20 protein-coding genes and 1 pseudogene are annotated in these 16,854 nt (G+C 67.6%); 12 read left to right on the forward strand and 9 right to left on the reverse strand.

Going from position 1 to position 16,854, the window contains the following annotated elements; translation table 11 throughout:
- The 3 genes and pseudogenes from HNP02_RS42290 to HNP02_RS31910 form a co-directional block, all read left to right on the forward strand.
- Window positions 1-455 (forward strand): annotated as a pseudogene (locus tag HNP02_RS42290) (IS481 family transposase); the annotation flags it as partial.
- Window positions 456-471: 16 nt separating this feature from the next.
- Entirely contained in the window at window positions 472-786 is a 315-nt protein-coding gene (locus HNP02_RS31905; RefSeq protein WP_184444671.1) for a hypothetical protein, read from the forward strand.
- 20 nt (window positions 787-806) lie between these two features.
- Window positions 807-1,262, forward strand: a complete 456-nt coding sequence (locus tag HNP02_RS31910; RefSeq protein WP_184444672.1) for a PPOX class F420-dependent oxidoreductase — start codon at window positions 807-809, stop codon at window positions 1,260-1,262.
- Window positions 1,263-1,265: 3 nt separating this feature from the next.
- Here HNP02_RS31910 and HNP02_RS31915 read toward each other — a convergent pair whose 3' ends face one another.
- Window positions 1,266-1,652, reverse strand: coding sequence for a DUF3224 domain-containing protein (locus tag HNP02_RS31915; RefSeq protein WP_184444673.1), 387 nt, complete (start codon window positions 1,650-1,652; stop codon window positions 1,266-1,268).
- Between the two features lie 196 nt (window positions 1,653-1,848).
- On the opposite strand from HNP02_RS31915, the gene HNP02_RS31920 reads away from it, so the two are divergent.
- The 3 genes from HNP02_RS31920 to HNP02_RS31930 are packed head-to-tail and all read left to right on the forward strand — an operon-like array spanning window position 1,849 to window position 4,867.
- Entirely contained in the window at window positions 1,849-3,084 is a 1,236-nt protein-coding gene (locus HNP02_RS31920) for a glycosyltransferase family 4 protein (protein ID WP_184444674.1), read from the forward strand.
- Window positions 3,078-3,800, forward strand: coding sequence for a class I SAM-dependent methyltransferase (locus HNP02_RS31925; RefSeq protein ID WP_184444675.1), 723 nt, complete (start codon window positions 3,078-3,080; stop codon window positions 3,798-3,800). The genes HNP02_RS31920 and HNP02_RS31925 overlap by 7 nt, the downstream gene beginning before the upstream one ends.
- Entirely contained in the window at window positions 3,797-4,867 is a 1,071-nt protein-coding gene (locus tag HNP02_RS31930) for a prenyltransferase (protein ID WP_184444676.1), read from the forward strand. The genes HNP02_RS31925 and HNP02_RS31930 overlap by 4 nt, the downstream gene beginning before the upstream one ends.
- Window positions 4,868-5,052: 185 nt before the next feature.
- Here HNP02_RS31930 and HNP02_RS31935 read toward each other — a convergent pair whose 3' ends face one another.
- Both HNP02_RS31935 and HNP02_RS31940 read right to left on the reverse strand, forming a co-directional pair.
- Window positions 5,053-6,252, reverse strand: a complete 1,200-nt coding sequence (locus HNP02_RS31935; RefSeq protein WP_184444677.1) for a septum formation family protein — start codon at window positions 6,250-6,252, stop codon at window positions 5,053-5,055.
- Between the two features lie 113 nt (window positions 6,253-6,365).
- The gene (locus tag HNP02_RS31940; RefSeq protein WP_184444678.1) at window positions 6,366-7,043 is read right to left on the reverse strand and encodes a class I SAM-dependent methyltransferase; all 678 of its coding nucleotides are present in this window, start codon (window positions 7,041-7,043) and stop codon (window positions 6,366-6,368) included.
- A 53-nt stretch (window positions 7,044-7,096) separates the two neighbouring features.
- Between HNP02_RS31940 and HNP02_RS31945 the strand changes: the two genes are divergently transcribed.
- Window positions 7,097-7,666, forward strand: coding sequence for a TetR/AcrR family transcriptional regulator (locus HNP02_RS31945; RefSeq protein ID WP_184444679.1), 570 nt, complete (start codon window positions 7,097-7,099; stop codon window positions 7,664-7,666).
- Here HNP02_RS31945 and HNP02_RS31950 read toward each other — a convergent pair.
- Entirely contained in the window at window positions 7,653-8,273 is a 621-nt protein-coding gene (locus HNP02_RS31950; protein WP_184444680.1) for a TetR/AcrR family transcriptional regulator, read from the reverse strand. The two genes, HNP02_RS31945 and HNP02_RS31950, sit on opposite strands and share 14 nt — an antisense overlap.
- 89 nt (window positions 8,274-8,362) lie before the next feature.
- On the opposite strand from HNP02_RS31950, the gene HNP02_RS31955 reads away from it, so the two are divergent.
- Entirely contained in the window at window positions 8,363-9,724 is a 1,362-nt protein-coding gene (locus HNP02_RS31955; protein ID WP_184444681.1) for a cytochrome P450, read from the forward strand.
- Between the two features lie 74 nt (window positions 9,725-9,798).
- Here HNP02_RS31955 and msrA read toward each other — a convergent pair whose 3' ends face one another.
- From msrA to HNP02_RS31970, 3 genes are read right to left on the reverse strand one after another with little or no spacing between them, the layout of a single operon-like run.
- Window positions 9,799-10,314: a peptide-methionine (S)-S-oxide reductase MsrA gene (gene msrA, locus HNP02_RS31960; protein WP_184444682.1), complete on the reverse strand. Its 516-nt coding sequence runs from the start codon at window positions 10,312-10,314 to the stop codon at window positions 9,799-9,801.
- The gene (msrB, locus tag HNP02_RS31965; protein ID WP_184444683.1) at window positions 10,311-10,820 is read right to left on the reverse strand and encodes a peptide-methionine (R)-S-oxide reductase MsrB; all 510 of its coding nucleotides are present in this window, start codon (window positions 10,818-10,820) and stop codon (window positions 10,311-10,313) included. The genes msrA and msrB overlap by 4 nt, the downstream gene beginning before the upstream one ends.
- A 57-nt stretch (window positions 10,821-10,877) precedes the next feature.
- Window positions 10,878-11,786 (reverse strand): alpha/beta fold hydrolase, encoded by a 909-nt coding sequence (locus tag HNP02_RS31970; protein WP_184444684.1) that lies wholly within the window; start codon window positions 11,784-11,786, stop codon window positions 10,878-10,880.
- A gap of 61 nt (window positions 11,787-11,847) precedes the next feature.
- Between HNP02_RS31970 and HNP02_RS31975 the strand changes: the two genes are divergently transcribed.
- From HNP02_RS31975 to HNP02_RS31985, 3 genes are all read left to right on the forward strand, one after another.
- Window positions 11,848-12,348, forward strand: coding sequence for a nuclear transport factor 2 family protein (locus HNP02_RS31975; protein WP_184444685.1), 501 nt, complete (start codon window positions 11,848-11,850; stop codon window positions 12,346-12,348).
- Window positions 12,345-13,352 (forward strand): NAD-dependent epimerase/dehydratase family protein, encoded by a 1,008-nt coding sequence (locus HNP02_RS31980; protein WP_184444686.1) that lies wholly within the window; start codon window positions 12,345-12,347, stop codon window positions 13,350-13,352. Before HNP02_RS31975 ends, HNP02_RS31980 begins: the two co-directional genes overlap by 4 nt.
- Before the next feature lie 106 nt (window positions 13,353-13,458).
- A complete protein-coding gene (locus HNP02_RS31985) occupies window positions 13,459-14,307 on the forward strand; it encodes a class I SAM-dependent methyltransferase (protein WP_184444687.1) in 849 nt (282 codons plus the stop codon).
- Here HNP02_RS31985 and HNP02_RS31990 read toward each other — a convergent pair.
- Window positions 14,265-14,927, reverse strand: a complete 663-nt coding sequence (locus HNP02_RS31990) for an enoyl-CoA hydratase-related protein (protein WP_184444688.1) — start codon at window positions 14,925-14,927, stop codon at window positions 14,265-14,267. The genes HNP02_RS31985 and HNP02_RS31990 overlap by 43 nt on opposite strands.
- A gap of 55 nt (window positions 14,928-14,982) precedes the next feature.
- Between HNP02_RS31990 and HNP02_RS31995 the strand changes: the two genes are divergently transcribed.
- Entirely contained in the window at window positions 14,983-16,371 is a 1,389-nt protein-coding gene (locus HNP02_RS31995; RefSeq protein ID WP_184444689.1) for an FAD-binding oxidoreductase, read from the forward strand.
- Here the strand turns inward: HNP02_RS31995 and HNP02_RS32000 are convergent.
- The gene (locus tag HNP02_RS32000; protein WP_184444690.1) at window positions 16,368-16,838 is read right to left on the reverse strand and encodes an SRPBCC family protein; all 471 of its coding nucleotides are present in this window, start codon (window positions 16,836-16,838) and stop codon (window positions 16,368-16,370) included. The genes HNP02_RS31995 and HNP02_RS32000 overlap by 4 nt on opposite strands.
- Between the last annotated feature and the right edge of the window lie 16 nt (window positions 16,839-16,854).

Consider the following 16,854-nt stretch of genomic DNA (forward strand, 5'->3'; position numbering starts at 1 on the left):
TCTACAACACCGGGCGTCCGCACCAAGGGCTGCCCGGGCGTGTCACGCCACTGGTCGCGTGGGAAGCGACCCCCAAGGCTGATCCACCCCGACCCCGACTTGACCGGCCGGTCTACGAGGTGCCCGTCCCGAGCCGATCCCAGTTCCCCCGCGCGCAGCCGCCCACTGATCTGCCCGCCGGCACACGGGTCAGAACGATGACTACAGCCGGGACCATCACGCTGGACTCAGTCACCTACAAACTCGATGCGCAACGCGCCTTTCACCAGGTCCTCGTCGTCAGCGAAGGCGACACGATCATCATCACCGACCTACAGGGCGAGGTCCTCGCCGAGCACACCCGACCCGCACCCGGCACCAGCTACGTCGGCAACGGCCAGCCCCGCGGCCCACGCCCCAAAACCGAGGAAACCGTCACCGAAGTCCTGACACACCCACCGTCACCGATCTCCTGATGCAGAACTGTCACCGATGTCCCGAGACATCACACAGTCGATCGGCTACCACGGTCAGCCCGTCCAAAAGGCGTTCCGCCGGGTCGATCCGCCGATCGCCGTGTTCGTCGACCTGACGGTGGTGTTCCCGCGCGAACCGCACCGCGCGGGTGGGTACAACCCGGCGGGCCTGCAGATGCACACGATCGTCGACGGCCGGCTGAGCTGCTGGGGTCTGTGCGAACAGGGCTATTGGTGGGGATGGGTGACCTATGAGGTGGCCTACGGCACGCAACGCCGGTCCGTCACGCACTGGATCCCTGCGTGGACGCTCAAGCGCGCCGCCCGCTGATCCGTCACTAGGTTGGAGACATGGCTCGCACGTACGCCACCGCGAATGCGGTTGGCCTTCCCGAACTGATCGACTTCGTCCGGCCGCGGCACCACATGGTCCTGACCACCCATCGCGCCGACGGCTCGTTGCAGAGTTCGCCGGTGACCGGGGGCGTGGACGACGCGGGCCGAATCGTGATCGCCAGCTATCCGCAGCGGGCGAAGTCGGCCAACCTGCGCCGCGATGCCCGCGCCAGCGTGACGGTGTTGTCCGACGAGTTCAACGGCCCCTACGTCCAGGTCGACGGCGACGCCGAAGTGGTGCTGCTGCCGGACGCCGTCGAGCCACTGGTCGACTACTTCCGCGCCATCGCAGGGGAGCACTCCGACTGGGACGAGTACAGGCAGGCGATGGTCGATCAGGGGAAGCGCCTGATCAGAGTTACCCCCACCCGATGGGGACCGGTCGCAACGGGAGGGTTCCCGCCGGCCTAGCCGTCAGGCCGGCTCCAGCTCGAGCGTCACCGACCCGGCAGGGTCGGCGCGGAACGTGCCCTTGCCGGTCACTCCCTTGAGTTCGTCGGTGCCCGACACGATGCGCAGGGTCGCGGTCGCGGCGCCGTCCTTGAAGTCGCCGTCGTGCAGCAGCACCAGGCTGCCGTGCTTGCCGTGGACGGTGCCCTTGATCCGCTCGATGCCCACGAACGTCGCGGTCTTGTCAGGCGCGTAGGTCATCAACCACTTGGTGGTCGAGGTGGCATCGATGCCACCGGAGTACTTCTTCGCGACCAGGGCCTCGGTCAGTTTCGCGACGCCGACGCCCTCGTCAAACGGTGTCTCGTCCCAGCTCGCGATCTCGAACTCAGCCTTGACTCGTGTCGTCATGATTCCTCGATTCGTCTCCCTGACGGCTGGGGTACCCGCAGGGCACGGTCCGGAATCCACGGGCCGTGCAGCGCGACTACGACGGCGTCGGGGTACCCAGGTGGAGCGCCCCGCGTTGCGGTGGCTAGACCGTCAAACTATAGTCTGGACACATGTCCAGAGCCCTGTCGTCGACTCTGGCCGCGGTGAACTGACCATGCGGATCGCCCTCTTGTCGTACCGGAGCAAGACCCATTGCGGGGGGCAGGGCGTCTACGTCCGCCATCTCAGCCGTGGTCTCGTCGAGCTCGGTCACGACGTCGAGGTGTTCTCCGGTCAGCCCTACCCTGGCGGTCTCGACCCCAGGGTGCGGCTCACCAAGGTGCCCAGCCTCGACCTCTACCGTGAGCCCGATCCGTTTCGCGTTCCACGGCCAAGTGAGATCCGCGATCGCACCGATCTGCTCGAGCTGCTGACCATGTGGACGGCGGGCTTCCCCGAGCCGCGGACCTTCTCCACGAGGGTGGCCAGGATTCTCGCCGAACGTCGCGACGAGTTCGACGTCGTGCACGACAACCAGAGTCTCGGCACCGCACTGCTCTCCGTGGCGGGCCTGGGGCTGCCCCTGGTCGCCACCGTGCATCACCCCATCACGAGGGACCGCGTGCTCGACGTCGCCGCGGCCAAGTGGTGGCGAAAGCCGTTGGTGCGCAGGTGGTATGGCTTCGCCGAGATGCAGAAGAGAGTGGCGCGTCAGATCCCCGAGTTGCTGACCGTGTCCACGACGTCGGGGGCCGACATCGCCGAGGACTTCGGGGTGTCGCCCAGCCAGTTGCACGTGGTTCCGCTTGGCGTCGACACCGAGCTGTTCCAACCGTCCGAGAACCGGGTGCGCAACCGGATCATCGCGATCGCCAGCGCGGACGTGCCGTTGAAGGGTGTCAGTCATTTGCTGCACGCCGTCGCCCGGCTGCGCGTGGAGCGCGACCTCGACGTCCAGCTGGTGTCGAAGCTCGAGCCCAACGGACCGACCGAGAAGCTGATCGCCGAACTCGGGATCTCCGACATCGTGCACAGCTGCAGCGGCATCAGCGACGAGGAGCTCGCCGGGCTGCTGGCGTCGGCCGAAGTGGCGTGCATCCCCTCGCTGTACGAGGGGTTCTCGCTGCCCGCCGTCGAGGCGATGGCCAGCGGGACGCCGATCGTGGCCAGCCGCGCAGGCGCGCTGCCCGAAGTGGTTGGCACCGACGGCGAATGCGCCCGACTGGTTCGCCCAGGGGACGTCGACCACCTGACCGCCGTGCTGGGCGAACTGCTCGACTCGCCGATGGAGTTGCGCCGCCTCGGCGCTGCCGGCCGCCGCCGCGCGGTCGAAGTATTCAGTTGGGAATCCGTTGCCGCGCAGACGGTTTCGGTGTACGAGCGCGCAATGGAGCGGACCAAGACATGTTGACCGTCGACTTCGACCGGCTGGGCGTCGGCCCTGGCACCTCAGTGATCGACGTGGGCTGTGGCGCGGGCAGGCACTCGTTCGAGGCGTTCCGTCGCGGTGCCGACGTGGTGGCCTTCGATCAGGACGGCGAGGGGCTCAACGACGTCGACGCGATCCTGCAGGCAATGCAGGAGCAGGGGGAGGCGCCCGCGTCGGCCAAGGCCGAGGCGGTCAAGGGCGACGCACTCGACCTGCCGTGGGTCGACGGCGCCTTCGATTGCGTGATCGCCTCGGAGATCCTCGAACACGTTCCCGAGGACGAGCGCGCGATCGACGAACTGGTGAGGGTGCTCAAGCCCGGTGGATGGCTTGCCGTCACCGTGCCGCGCTGGCTGCCCGAGAAGATCTGCTGGCTGCTGTCCGATGAGTACCACGCCAACGAGGGCGGCCACATCCGGATCTACAAGGCCAACGAGCTGCACGACAAGATCGCGCGGTGCGGGATGAGCTTCGACCACAGCCACCACGCGCATGCGCTGCACTCGCCGTTCTGGTGGCTGAAATGCGCAGTGGGCGTTGACAAGCCGGACCATCCGGTGGTCAGCGCCTACCACAAGTTGCTGGTGTGGGACATGATGGCGCGGCCGTGGCTGACCCGCAACGCCGAAGCTGCGCTCAACCCGCTGATCGGCAAGAGTGTCGCGCTGTATTTCCAGAAGCCGGCGGCCGGCATTTGAGGGCTCACGAGATCCCCGGTGTCCCAGGTGTTCTGACACCTGCGCAGTGCCTGCAGACCGCGGAGTCCATCGCCGCGACCCAGGAGTCCACCGGTGCGCTGCCCTGGTTCGACGGTGGCCACACCGATCCGTGGGACCACGTCGAGAACGCGATGGCGCTCACTGTCGCCGGGCTGTGGGAGCCCGCACGAGCGGCGTACCACTGGTGCCGCAACGTCCAGCGCGCAGACGGGTCGTTTCCGATCCAACTGCGCAACGGCGTCATCGAGGACGCCAACAGCGACAGCAACTTCTGCGCCTACGTCGCCACCGGCGTCTGGCACCACGTGCTGATCACCAGGGACCGCGCATTCGCCGAGGCGATGTGGCCGGTGGTGAGCCAAGCCATCGACTTCGTGCTTACCATGCAACTCGACGGTGGTGAGATCGCCTGGGCCAGAAGTGATTCGGGAATTCTGCCCGAAGCGCTACTGACCGGTTGCGCCAGCATCTACCACAGCATCCGGTGTGCACTGGCGCTGGCGACCTACCTCGGGGAGTCGCAACCGGAGTGGGAGGTCGCAGTCGGCAGCCTTGGCCACGCGATCGCCGAGCATCCGGAGTCGTTCCTGCTCAAGGACACTCACTCGATGGAGTGGTACTACCCGGTGCTCGGTGGCGCAGTGCGCGGTGCCGCGGCCAGGGCGCGCATCGACGCCCGCTGGGACGAGTTCGTGGTGCCGGGTCTTGGCATCCGGTGCATCGACCACCGGCCATGGGTCACCGGCGCGGAGACCTGCGAGCTGGTGATGGCGCTCGACGCCATGGGCGACTCGGTCCGCGCACACGAACAGTTCGCGAACATGCACCACCTGCGCGAGACCGACGGCTCCTACTGGACCGGCCTGGTGTTCGCGGACGGCAAGCGCTGGCCCGTCGAGCGCACCACCTGGACCGGTGCGGCCATGATCCTCGCGGCCGACGCGCTGTCGTCCACGACGCGGGCCAGCGGCATCTTCCGCGGTCGCGATCTACCCCGCGGTTTGGAAGGCGAGTTCGACTGCGCCTGCGCGGCCAGCGAACGGTAGCTCAACCGCCGACTGTGCGGGTTGTCGTCGAGAATTCGCCGGCTTTCGCGCCAAACCCACACACTCGGCAAGCCACGCGGGTGGGTACTTTTTGCGTCCAGTCAGGTCGGATCGCTCGGTAGGGGCGCCGACGGCTCGAGGGGCGGCACCGGGTCGCAGGGTGAGACGGGCAGCTCCGGCGACCGTTAACCGTCCGGCGCGAACTCGTCAGCGGATTCGACCGGGCCCGGCTCCTCAACCGGCGCTTCGGGTTCGGGCTCGTCCGCGGCGTCCGCGGGTTCCTGCTCCTGCGGCGTCTCCACAGATGACGCGGCGGGCGCGGTGGCGACGTCCGCGGTCGGTGGAGCCGGTGCCGGTGCGGCGGGTTGACCGTCGATCAGTAGCCCGGTTCTCGCGCTGCCCACCAGGATTGCCCATCGGCCTCCCGGTTCAGCCGAACCCAACCGGCACGCGACCTGACGGCTTCCCGCCGCCCAGCTGGCCGCGCTGATCGGTGTGTAGCGCACGGTCAACGACGTCGCAGCCGCGGAGTCGGGAGGCAGATAGGCCGCCGTCGTGGCCGCACAGCCGTCGCGAACCACGTCGTCCTGAGCGGCGATCGCGGGCGGCGGTCCGGTGAAGACGTCGGCCAGGCTGACCGCCCCGGTGATCTCCATCGAGTGTGGCGCGGCGCAATCCACCGGCACGTCGGTCGCCTTGCCGTCCAGAATTCCGAGGCACGTCCCGGCGGGCCAGATCGCGGATTGGTCGAGGTCCCGCACCCTGCCCTGAAACGTGCTCGATGCTCCGGGATGGCTCAGCTGCAGGCCACACAGCAACAGTCCACCCGATTGGGGTTGGGGTCCGGCCGGCGACCAGACCATGCCGACGCCGAACTTGCCCTCGGGGTCGAAACGGCTTCCCAGATAACGGTTTACCGCAGCAGGGCAGACGTCCCGGAAGACCCGATCGAGGTGGGCGGCGGGGTCGGCGCCGGATGCGTCGGTCAACGTGTCGATCTCGACGGCATCGGCCACCTCGAACAGATGGTCACCGCGGCAGTCGACGGCAGCAGGTCGGTCGGGTTCTCCCGACGGCCAGGTCAGGCAGTCACCGCTTGTCGCGTGCGTGGCGAGCGCGCGGGCAGTTGCGGAGTCGTGATCGTCCAACTGCAGGGCGATGGCGATCGAGCCGGCAACGGTGATGGCCGCGACGACGATCAGCAGCATCAGCATGCGGAATCGCGGTGATCCGACGAACCGGGGCGGCGGCGAATCGGCCTGCGCCTGGGCCATCGCGGTCACGACTGCCTCGGCGACGGACCGGACCTCGTGCGTAGCGAATCCACCGGGCAGTACCAGGGGCTGGGTCGGGGCGTCCACTACGTCCCGCCTGCGCGACGTCACCGCGTCATTGTGCGCTGAACTTCGTCGCTTTACCACTGGAGCAAAGATTGTTCATCTCGCTGACCCGGTGAGACACGGTCCTAGCAATGATTCATCCGCGAATACGTTCGTAGCTAGGTGCCCAACGCCTCGCCCGGCGTGCCCGACGTCCGCTCCAGCAGGCGCATCGAACCGGTGGCGGCGACCTCTCGGAACGCACCGGTGTCCAGTGCGCGACGGTAGATGCGGTACGGCGCCTGCCCGCCGTCGTTGGGGTCGGGGAATACGTCGTGGATGACGAGCGCACCACCGACGGCCACCCACTTGGCCCAGCCGTCGAAGTCCTTCTGCGCCGCCTCGTCGGTGTGGCCTCCGTCGATGAACACGAACTGCAACGGGGTTCGCCACGACCGCGCGACGAGAGCGGACTTGCCGACGACGGCGATCACGTTGTCGTCCAGTCCCGCTGCGTCGAGGGTGTGACGCAGGGTTGGCAGCGTGTCGAACAGTCCGGTCACCGGGTCGACCATCGAGGTGTCGTGATACTCCCAGCCGGGCTGGTGTTCCTCGGAGCCGTGGTGGTGGTCGATGGTGTAGACGAGGCCACCCGTCTGCTGCGCGGCGGCGCCGAGCAACACCGTCGACTTGCCGCAGTAGGTACCGATTTCGACGCCGACGCCGTCACCCAGGTAGCGCAGCGCCGCGTCGTACAGTGCGCGACCCTCGTCGGCGGGCATGAATCCGATGACGTCCTCGGCGAGCGTGAACAGGCGCGCTGCAGCGCTCGGCAGGTCGGTGTCGGTGGGGCTCATGCGGGCCAACTTACCGTTGCCGGTATGCCCGGGTTGTAGTAGCGTCCGGACACGTGTCCGATCCGGCCTTGGAGTCGACTCGGCGCCGTCTGACCGCCAAGCAGGCCGACACCGTCGAGCGGCTGGGCAAGGCCGCGGTCGAGCTGCTGAACAGCGAGGGCTTCGCGGGTCTCACGGTGCGTCGGGTGGCCACGGAGGCGGGTGTCGGCGCAGCCACGGCCTACACGTACTTTTCCTCCAAGGAACACCTCGTCGCCGAGGTGTTCTGGCGCAGGCTTGTGGCTTCACCGCCCGCCGCGCACGACTCCGGCGATCCCGCCACGCGCGTCACCGACGTTCTACGCCACATCTCACTGTTGGTCGTCGACGAACCGGAGTTCGCCGGTGCGGTCACCACCGCCCTGCTCGGCCGCGATCCCGACGTCGAGGTGTTGCGCCAGCGGATCGGCCGCGACATCCGTGATCGGCTGAGTTCCGCGCTCGGACCCGACGTGGATCCGGACGTCATCGACTCGCTGGAGATGCTGTACTCGGGCGCCCTGGTCCGCGCCGGGATGGGGTACGCGTCCTATCAGGACATCGCCCGCCGACTGGAGAAGTCGGCGCGACTCATGCTGGGCTGACGCCGGCTCCGACGATGGCGATCCCCGCGATGTAGGCGGGCTCGCTGATCTCGTGAAGGTCGCTGCCGCGTTCGACCACCTGCGCGGTCAGTTCCCGCAACCCACCCAACAGGATCAGCGCGAGGGGGCGAGATATGGGTGACAGCCCCGCACGCCGGAATCCTGGGCTGTCGGTGAGTACCACCAACATGTCGGTGAGCTGTTCCATGGCGATGCGGTGCAGCGGCTGAGCGACCGCCTCGAGTGCGGGCGCCTCGCGGATCCAGCTCAGCGTGATGGCAGGCCGCTGCGAGATGTGATCGACGTAGGCGCGGACGGCGCTGCGGATCTGCTTGTCCCACTGGGCATCTGGATCGACGGAAGCCTGGATTGCGGTGATCAGCGCGTCGTTGTTGGTTCGCAGGAGCTCGACGAAGCACTCCTCCTTGCTGGCGAACTCGCCATAGAAGGTGCGCTTGGAGGTCTTGGCATTGCGGACGACGTCGGCGACGGTGGTGTCCCGGTAGCCGCGCTCGACGATCGATTCGGCGAGGCCGTCGAGCAGCCGCTGGCGGAAGGCGTGCGCACCGGAATCCGCCTTGGCGGCTTCGATCACAACGGACGACATGCCGTCACCTCCAAACCCTTGCGCGTGTGCGGTACCAAGCGGTACCGTACAATACGAGCCGATGGTACACCGTAGTACCACCAAGTGGGTTGGAGAGTCCTGTGAGCCAAACGACCATCGATGAAGCTTCCACGGCAGCCTTGACCCGCGCCGTGAATCTTCCGCCCCGGCCGCGTCTTCCCAAGCTCGTGCAGGCCGTCGGGTTCTCGGTGTCGCGGCGACGGACCGTGGACTACATCGCCCGCAAGCATGGTGACGTGTTCACGCTCGACCTTCCGGTATTCGGCAAGACCGTGATCGTCGCCGAACCGCTGCTCGCCAAGCAGCTGTTCACCGCCAACATCGACGACGTCGGCAACATCCAGCCCAATCTGAGCCGGATCCTCGGGTCCGGCTCGGTGTTCGCGCTCGACGGCGCGGACCATCGTCGGCGCCGCAAGCTGCTGACCCCGCCGTTCCACGGCAAGAGCGTCAAGAACTACGAGAAGATCTTCGAAGAGGAGACGCTGCGCGAGTCCGCGACCTGGCCAGAGGGGCAGGAGTTCGAGACCACCGAACCGATGATGCGGATCACGCTCAACGCCATCCTGCGCGCGGTGTTCGGCGCCGACGGCGAGCAGCTCGACGAACTGCGCCGGATCATCCCGCCGTGGGTCACGCTGGGCTCGCGCCTGGCGGTGCTGCCCGTGCCGTCGCGGACGTACGGCCGGTACAGCCCATGGGGCAGGCTCGCCGCGTATCGGCGCAAGTACGACGCCGTCATCGACCGACTGATCGACACGGTGAAGGCCGACCCCGACTTCGAGGCTCGCGACGACGTCCTCACGCTGCTGCTGCGAAGCACCTACGAGGACGGCTCGGCGATGTCCCGCCGCGACATCGCCGACGAGTTGCTTACGCTGCTGGCTGCCGGCCACGAAACCACGGCGTCCACGTTGGCCTGGGTGTTCGAGCGCATCATCAGGCATCCCGACGTGCTGGCCAAGCTCGAGGCCGAGGCAGCGACCGAGGAAAACGAGTACCGCCAGGCCGTCATCCTCGAGGTGCAGCGGGTCCGCACCGTCATCGACTTCGCAGGCCGACACGTGTACGCACCGACATTTCAGTTGGGCGACTGGGTGATCCCCCGCGGCTACTCGATCGTGGTCCCCATCGCGCACATTCACGAACGCGAGAACGACTACGCCGATCCGGACCGCTTCGACCCGCAGCGCTTCGTCGGGAGCCGGCCGTCGTCGTCGTTCATCCCGTACGGCGGGGGTACCCGGCGCTGCGTCGGTGCGGTGTTCGCCAACGTCGAGATGGACGTGGTGCTGCGAACGGCATTGCGGCACTTCGCAATCGACACCACCACCGCACCCGACGAGAAGGTGCACTCCCGTGGCGTTGCCTACACGCCCGCCGCAGGCGGCCGCATGATGATGCGCCGCCGCGTCACCCCGCTGGCCTGACGGCGCGAACAGACGCAAAAGGCCCTGAATCGGCCCGAATGAGGGCGTTTTCTGTCTGCTCGCGAAGGAGGTGACTAGTTGGCCGCCGTCTCGCGCTTGGGCAGCTTCCAGCCCGCCCGCGGGAAGTGGCAGGTGTACCCGTTCGGGTACTTCTCCAGGTAGTCCTGATGCTCGGGCTCGGCCTCCCAGAAGTCCACTGCAGGAGTCACTTCGGTGACCACCTTGCCCGGCCACAGGCCGGATGCCTCGACGTCGGCGATGGTGTCCAGCGCGACGCGCTTCTGCTCGTCGTCGGTGTAGAAGATCGCCGATCGGTAGCTGGTCCCGACGTCATTGCCCTGGCGGTCCTTGGTCGTCGGATCGTGGATCTGGAAGAAGAACTCGAGAATCGCGCGGTAGTCGGTCACCGCGGGGTCGTACTCGATCTCGATGGCCTCGGCGTGCCCGGGATGGTTGCGGTAGTTGGGGTGGTCGTTCTTGCCGCCGGTGTAGCCGACGCGCGTCGCCACCACACCGGGCTGCTTGCGGATCAGGTCCTGCATGCCCCAGAAGCAGCCGCCGGCCAGGATCGCGGTCTCGGTGTTCGTCATGCCTGTGCCTCCTGGTTTGAAGTGTTGAATTCCCCGGTCGCTTCGCTCTGCCCACCGAAGAGCGTCTTGTACTCGCCGTAGCCCTCGGTCTCGAGGTCGTCGAGGTGGATGAATCTCAGCGAAGCGGAGTTGATGCAGTAGCGCAACCCACCCGCCTCACGCGGCCCGTCGTTGAACAGGTGGCCGAGATGGCTGTCGCCGTTCGTCGACCGCACCTCGGTGCGCACCATGAACAGCGAGCGGTCGCGCTTCTCTGTGACGTTGGTTGCCCCGTCGTTGCCTCTGATCGGTTTCGTGAAGCTCGGCCAGCCGGAGCCGCTCTCGAACTTGTCCGTCGAGGCGAACAACGGCTCGCCGGAGACCACGTCGACGTAGATGCCCGGTTCGTGGTTGTCCCAGTACTCACCGGTGAACGGACGCTCCGTGCCGTTCTCCTGGGTGACCTGGTACTGCTCGGGTGACAGGGCCTGCACGGCCGCGGGGTTCTTGTTGTATTCCTTCGCCACTCGTCCTCCTAGTGTTGGCACTTCTATAACCGCGGGTGCCGTTTAGAAGTTCCTCCGTCACGGGCGTCCGCGCACCTCGTCGACAACCGTCACGATTTGGTCAGCAATGGCCTGCGGTTGGTAGAGCATCTGATTGTGCCCCGTGCCCGGCACGATGACGTTCGTGGTGCCGAGCGCGGCGGCCAGCAGGTCGTTCGCCTGGTGGACCTGGGCCTGGGTGTAGTTGTCCGGCTTCAGTGCGGCCGGCGCCGGGAACTTGTCTGCACTCAGCACGATGGCGGGCACCCGCGGCAGCGGCGGTGCGGCGGCGATCCTGTCGAATGCGTCGTCGGCAAGGATGGTCTCGTCCCCCGGATCGGCGACCTGGGCGTCGGCGTTGAAGGTGCTGTTCTGATCGGGCCTGCCGACGGTTCGCAGGAACTCCGACGTGGGTTCGGTGAAGACCATCCCGCTGACCAGTTCCGGCTGGGTGCGCGCGAGCAGGTCGAGGACCAGCCCGCCGTACGAGTGCGCGACGAACACCATCGGCGTCGGAAGATGTGCCGCCGCAATCAGATTCACCACGTCGTCGACGTCGGACTGCACGGTGTGGGGCTGGGGGATGGGCGTCGAGCGGTCGCTGCCGTCCGGCCTGGTGTTGGGCCTGTCGTAGGTGCAGATCCGCGTCGTCTCGGCCACCAGCGGCTGTGCCGAGATCGGACTGGGGCCCAGCTTCGCTTCCTCGATCACGTCATACGGCGACGAGCGGATCGGGTCGCCGGGCGGGACGGCGGCGTTCCAGGCGTCGGCGTAGCTCCCCTTCCCCGGGATGACGAACACCGTCGGCGCCCCTTCGCCCTGGCAGTTCAGGAACAGGCTGCGGCCATCGCCGAGGTCCACCAGACCCGCGGTGTCGTCGGCGTGTGCGAGGGGCGGGCCGAGGGCCATGGCCGCGACGGCGAGCAGGACCGCGAGGGGAATCCTCATGCGGGTCGACGTTACGGTGGCCGCTCGACAAAGGACGGTAGAACGTGTTCTAGTTCTGAATGTGACGGGTAGCACTTTCAGCCGCGACGAACTGGCAGACGCATTCGCTCGATTCGAGGCAACGGTCGCACGGGCCGCCGAGACGCGCGACTGGGATCCCTGGGTCGACCAGTACACCGACGACGTCGTCTACGTCGAGCACGCCGCGGGAACCATGCGCGGCCGCGAACAGGTGCGGCCCTGGATCTGGCAGACCATGGAGAGCTTCCCCGGCAACTACATGACGTCGTTCCCGTCGCTGTGGAAGGTGATGGATGAAGCGCGAGGCCGCATCATCTGCGAACTGGACAACCCCATGCGCGACCCCGGTGACGGCACGATCATCACCGCAACCAACATCTCGATCGTGACGTACGCGGGCGACGGGCTGTGGAGCCGCCAGGAGGACGTCTACAACCCGTTGAGGTTCGTCTCCGCGGCGATGAAGTGGTGCAAGAAGGCCAAGGCGCTCGGCACGCTGCCCGATGAGGCGGAGGCGTGGATGCGGCAGGTCGCGCCATGACCGCACTCGTCATCGGCGCGAACGGATACCTCGGCTCGCACGTCACCCGCCAGCTCGTCGCCGACGGGCAGGACGTCCGGGTGATGGTGCGGCCGAACGCCACCACGATCGGCATCGACGATCTGAAGGTGACGCGGTTCCTCGGCGACATCTGGGACGACGACGTGCTGCGCGAGGCGATGGCCGGTTGCGACGTCGTCTACTACTGCGTCGTCGACACCCGTGGCTGGCTGCGCGATCCGTCGCCGCTGTTCCACACCAATGTGGACGGCACCCGAAACGTGCTTGAGGTCGCCAAGGGTGCTGGACTCAAGCGCTTCGTCTTCACCAGCAGCTACGTCACCGTCGGGCGCAAGCGGGGCCGGGTGGCCACCGAGGACGACCCGATCGTCGACCGGGGTCTCACGCCGTACGTGCGGTCGCGGGTGCAGGCCGAGAACCTCGTCATGCAGTACGCACGTGACCACGGGGTGCCCGCCGTCGCGGTGGGCATCTCCACGACGTACGGCAGCGGCGACTGGGGCCGCACCCCGCACGGTGCGATCATCGCGGGCGCGGCGTTCGGCAAGCTGCCGTTCGTGATGAAGGGGATCCAGCTGGAGGCAGTCGGAATCGACGACGCCGCACGGGCGATGATTCTGGCGGCCGACAAGGGCCGCGTCGGCGAGCGCTACCTGATCTCGGAGAAGATGATCACCAACGCCGAGGTCGCCCGCATCGCCGCGGAGGCGGCAGGCGTACCGCCGCCTGCGAAGACCATCTCGATGCCGGTGGCGTATGCGATGGCGGCGCTCGGCAGTGCCAAGGCCCGGCTGAAGCGCACCGACGAACAACTCTCGCTCGACTCGCTGCGGCTGATGCGCGCCGAGGCCCCTGTCGACTGTAGCAAGGCCAGACGCGAACTCGGTTGGCAGCCAAGGCCCGTCGAGGAGTCGATCCGCGAGGCGGCCACGTTCTGGGTCGGCCTGCGCGAGGCCAAGCGCAAGAGCAAGCAGGCCGGTTAGCCGAGTCCGAGCGGCGTTGGCCTCCAACGCCATTCGGTTGAACGCCACGCCGGGTAGTGTTCAGTGAATAGACCCCGCGATCAGCATCGGACTAGCGTCGGATGACATGACCGACAAACTGCACGTCGACCTCAGCGGAGCACCGCAGACGATGCTGGCGACGTTCTATGCCAAGGCGCTCGACGCCGGCCTCCCCGACCCGATCCTCGGCGACCGGTTCGCGAAGGAGATCGTCGACCGCATCGACTACGACTGGAAGAGAACCTCGATCACGGCGGCCAACTCGCCGTCGGTGACGACGAGGTCCGCGCACTTCGACGACTGGGCCCGCCAGTTCCTGGCCGTGCACCCGAAAGCTGTTGTGCTGCACCTGGGGTGCGGTCTGGACAGCCGGGTGTTTCGGGTCGACCCAGGGCCCGACGTGGAGTGGTACGACGTGGACTACCCCGAGGTCGCCGACCTGCGCAGGCAGCTCTACCCGGCCCGCGATCACTACCACGTGATCTCGGCCTCGGTCACGGACCCGGCCTGGTTCGCCGACATTCCCAGAGACCGCCCGATCCTGATGGTCGGCGAGGGCCTCACCATGTACCTGACCGAGGCGGACGGCGTGGCGCTGCTGCGCCGAGTGGTCGACCACGCACCATCCGGCGAGTTGCAGTTCGACGCGTTCAACACCTTCGGCATCAAGTCGCAGTGGATGAACCCCGTGGTGCGCCGTTCTGGGGCGACGCTGCACTGGGGCATCGACGGGCCCGCTGACGTCCTCGACAAGGTGCCAGGTACGCGGCTGCTCACTTGGGTGTCGGCCATCGAGCAGGACACCTTCAAACAGTTACCCGGGTATTACCGGTTGATGGTCAACGTCATGTCCAGGGTCAAGGTGCTGCGCTACATGGCGCAGTACCACCGCTATGCGTTCGGCCCCGTCAACGCCTCGATGACCTCGCCGTAGAGCCGCGCCTTGATGGCGCCCATCGTCGGTCCCGCCTTCGCGGCCCGCTCCTGCGCCCGCGCGACGGCGATGTCGAGGATCTCGTCCTCGGTGCCGACACCCGCGACGATGCCGGCGGCGTGGGCCTCCTCGCCGCCGTAGCGGCGCCCCGTCGTCATGGACTCGTGGGCGGTCTCGATCGGCAGCCTGGCGCGGATCAACGCGTTCATGCCAGGTGTGAAGGGAATGCCGAGATCGACCTCCGGCAGACAGAAGTAGCCACGGTCGGACCGCATCACGGCGAGGTCGTGCGCCAGCGCCAGCATCGCGCCCGCCGCGAACGTGTGCCCCTGCAGCGACGCCACGATCGGCGCAGGGAACGCCAGCACCCGCGCGAACAAGGCGTGCACGCCGCGCAGGTTGGCTTCTGCGGCATCGGGATTGGCGCCCATGAAGTCGAGGTCGAGGCCGTTGGAGTAGAACTTCCCGACCCCGGTGGTGACCACGGCCTTCGGTCCTGGCGCAGCGTCGACCTCGTCGAGAGCGGCGTTGATGGCCGCCAGGCGGTCGGGATGGAATCGGTTCTCGTCGTCGCCGAGGGTCAACACGAACACATCGCCGCGACGGTGCAGGCCGGTCATGGGCTGATTACACCACGCGCGAATTGACCGTTGACCGGTGCTGCAGAATCGTTCGGTGCCCACCCCGTTCGCGCCGACCCCGCTCAACGGTCACGTCTCGCATTGGCACGACGAAGTGTCGCGCAGCAGGCCACCACTTCCCGGCGACCGCGACGCCGACGTCTGCATCGTGGGTGCCGGATACACCGGACTGTGGACGGCGTACTACCTCAAGCGCGCCGACCCGCATCTGCGCATCGTGGTGCTCGAGGCGGAGTTCGCAGGCTTCGGCGCCTCTGGCCGCAACGGTGGCTGGTTGTCGGCGCTGGTGCCCGGCGACCGCAACGCGATGGCCCGCCAGCATGGCCGCGAGGGCGTGGTGGCGTGGCAGCGGGCACTGATCGAGTCCATCGACGAGGTCATCGACGTCGCCGCGCGGGAGGGCATCGACGCGGGCATCGTGAAGGGCGGCACGCTCGACATCGCGCGCAACCGGGCGCAGGCCAGCCGTCTCGCCGCCTCGTTCGAGGAGGAGCGCAGTTGGCAGGTCGACGGTATCGAGCCGTTGACGGCCGACGAATCGGCGAGGCGCATCGGGTTCTCCGGTGTGGTGTCGGCGTACTTCAATCCGCACTGCGCGCGGATCCAGCCTGCGCGGTTGGCCCGCGGACTCGCCGACGCCGTCGAGCGGCTCGGCGTCCCGATCTACGAAGAGTCACCGGTCACCGAGATCAGTCAGGGCCGCGCGGTCACGAGGTCCGGCACGGTCAGCGCGCCCATCGTGCTTCGCGCCACCGAGGCATTCACCGCCGCACTGCCGGGCCTGCGCCGGCGCTGGCTGCCGATGAACAGCTCGATGATCGCGACCGACCCGATCAGCCCCGAACTGTGGGCGAGCATCGGCTGGAATGGCCGCGAGACCGTCGGCGACGCCGCGCACGGATTCTTCTACGGCCAACGCACCGTCGACGACCGCATCGCCATCGGTGGCCGCAGCGTGCCGTACCGCTATGCGTCGCGCACCGACGTCCGCGGCCGCGTTCCCGAGCGCGCCATCGGGCAGCTGAGCCGGGTGCTGCACGACGTGCTGCCCCAGGTGCGCGACGTGCCGATCGCCCACGGCTGGTGCGGCGTCCTCGCGGTGCCACGCGACTGGGCGGCGTCCGTCGTGCTGGACCGTGCGACGGGGCTTGGCTGGGCGGGTGGCTACGCCGGGCACGGGGTAACGGCGACCAACCTCGCCGGGCGCACGCTTGCCGATCTGGTCCTCGATCAGCGGACCCGGCTCACCGAACTGCCATGGGTCGGCCACCGGTCGCGCAACTGGGAGCCAGAGCCGATGCGGTGGCTTGGCGTGCGCGGCCTCTACATCGCGTACGGGTTGGCCGACCGACACGAAGCCGGTGGCCGCGCCACGACGTCGCCGATCGCGCGCATCGCGGACGCGATCACGGGCAAGCCCTAGGGCGCCTCGGCCTTGTCCTTCAGTCGCTGCAGCGTGAGCTTGATGTGTTCGGCGTTGGTCGTCGGGCGGTCCATCACGCCCGTGGCCACACCGCCTGGCTTCACGAACCAGCCGGGGCGGTGATCCCACATCTGCTCGGTCACATGACATCCGCCATCCGCAGGAGCGATCTCGTAGCGCCAATGTGAGACCGGGATCCCGAGGTAGGAGACGTCGAAGGCGAATGCGCTGCCGGGTTCGGCGTCGGTGACCGTGCACACGGTCGTCCATCGGCGGATTCCGTTGCGGTTCGTCCCCTTGAACACTGCTCCGGGAGCGGCCTTGTCCCCCTTTCGCCACTTCATCACCGTCGCCTCCTCGGCCAGCGACGACAGTGTCGGCAGGTCGGTGATGAGGCCGTACACCTCGCCGCAGGGGGCGGAGATGCTGACGGAGGCTTGCGCGCAGGCCGGACCTGGTTCATTCATGCGGCGATCGTAGTGA

Source organism: Mycobacterium sp. AZCC_0083, assembly GCF_014202335.1.
GTDB lineage: Bacteria > Actinomycetota > Actinomycetes > Mycobacteriales > Mycobacteriaceae > Mycobacterium.

Coding starts and splice junctions, on each gene's coding strand:
- HNP02_RS31905 (WP_184444671.1), top strand. CDS start 472: ATGTCCCGAGACATCACACAGTCGATCGGCTACCACGGTCAGCCCGTC.
- HNP02_RS31910 (WP_184444672.1), top strand. CDS start 807: ATGGCTCGCACGTACGCCACCGCGAATGCGGTTGGCCTTCCCGAACTG.
- HNP02_RS31915 (WP_184444673.1), bottom strand. CDS start 1,652: ATGACGACACGAGTCAAGGCTGAGTTCGAGATCGCGAGCTGGGACGAG.
- HNP02_RS31920 (WP_184444674.1), top strand. CDS start 1,849: ATGCGGATCGCCCTCTTGTCGTACCGGAGCAAGACCCATTGCGGGGGG.
- HNP02_RS31925 (WP_184444675.1), top strand. CDS start 3,078: ATGTTGACCGTCGACTTCGACCGGCTGGGCGTCGGCCCTGGCACCTCA.
- HNP02_RS31940 (WP_184444678.1), bottom strand. CDS start 7,043: ATGAGCCCCACCGACACCGACCTGCCGAGCGCTGCAGCGCGCCTGTTC.
- HNP02_RS31950 (WP_184444680.1), bottom strand. CDS start 8,273: ATGTCGTCCGTTGTGATCGAAGCCGCCAAGGCGGATTCCGGTGCGCAC.
- msrA (WP_184444682.1), bottom strand. CDS start 10,314: ATGACGAACACCGAGACCGCGATCCTGGCCGGCGGCTGCTTCTGGGGC.
- HNP02_RS31970 (WP_184444684.1), bottom strand. CDS start 11,786: ATGAGGATTCCCCTCGCGGTCCTGCTCGCCGTCGCGGCCATGGCCCTC.
- HNP02_RS31980 (WP_184444686.1), top strand. CDS start 12,345: ATGACCGCACTCGTCATCGGCGCGAACGGATACCTCGGCTCGCACGTC.
- HNP02_RS31985 (WP_184444687.1), top strand. CDS start 13,459: ATGACCGACAAACTGCACGTCGACCTCAGCGGAGCACCGCAGACGATG.
- HNP02_RS31990 (WP_184444688.1), bottom strand. CDS start 14,927: ATGACCGGCCTGCACCGTCGCGGCGATGTGTTCGTGTTGACCCTCGGC.
- HNP02_RS32000 (WP_184444690.1), bottom strand. CDS start 16,838: ATGAATGAACCAGGTCCGGCCTGCGCGCAAGCCTCCGTCAGCATCTCC.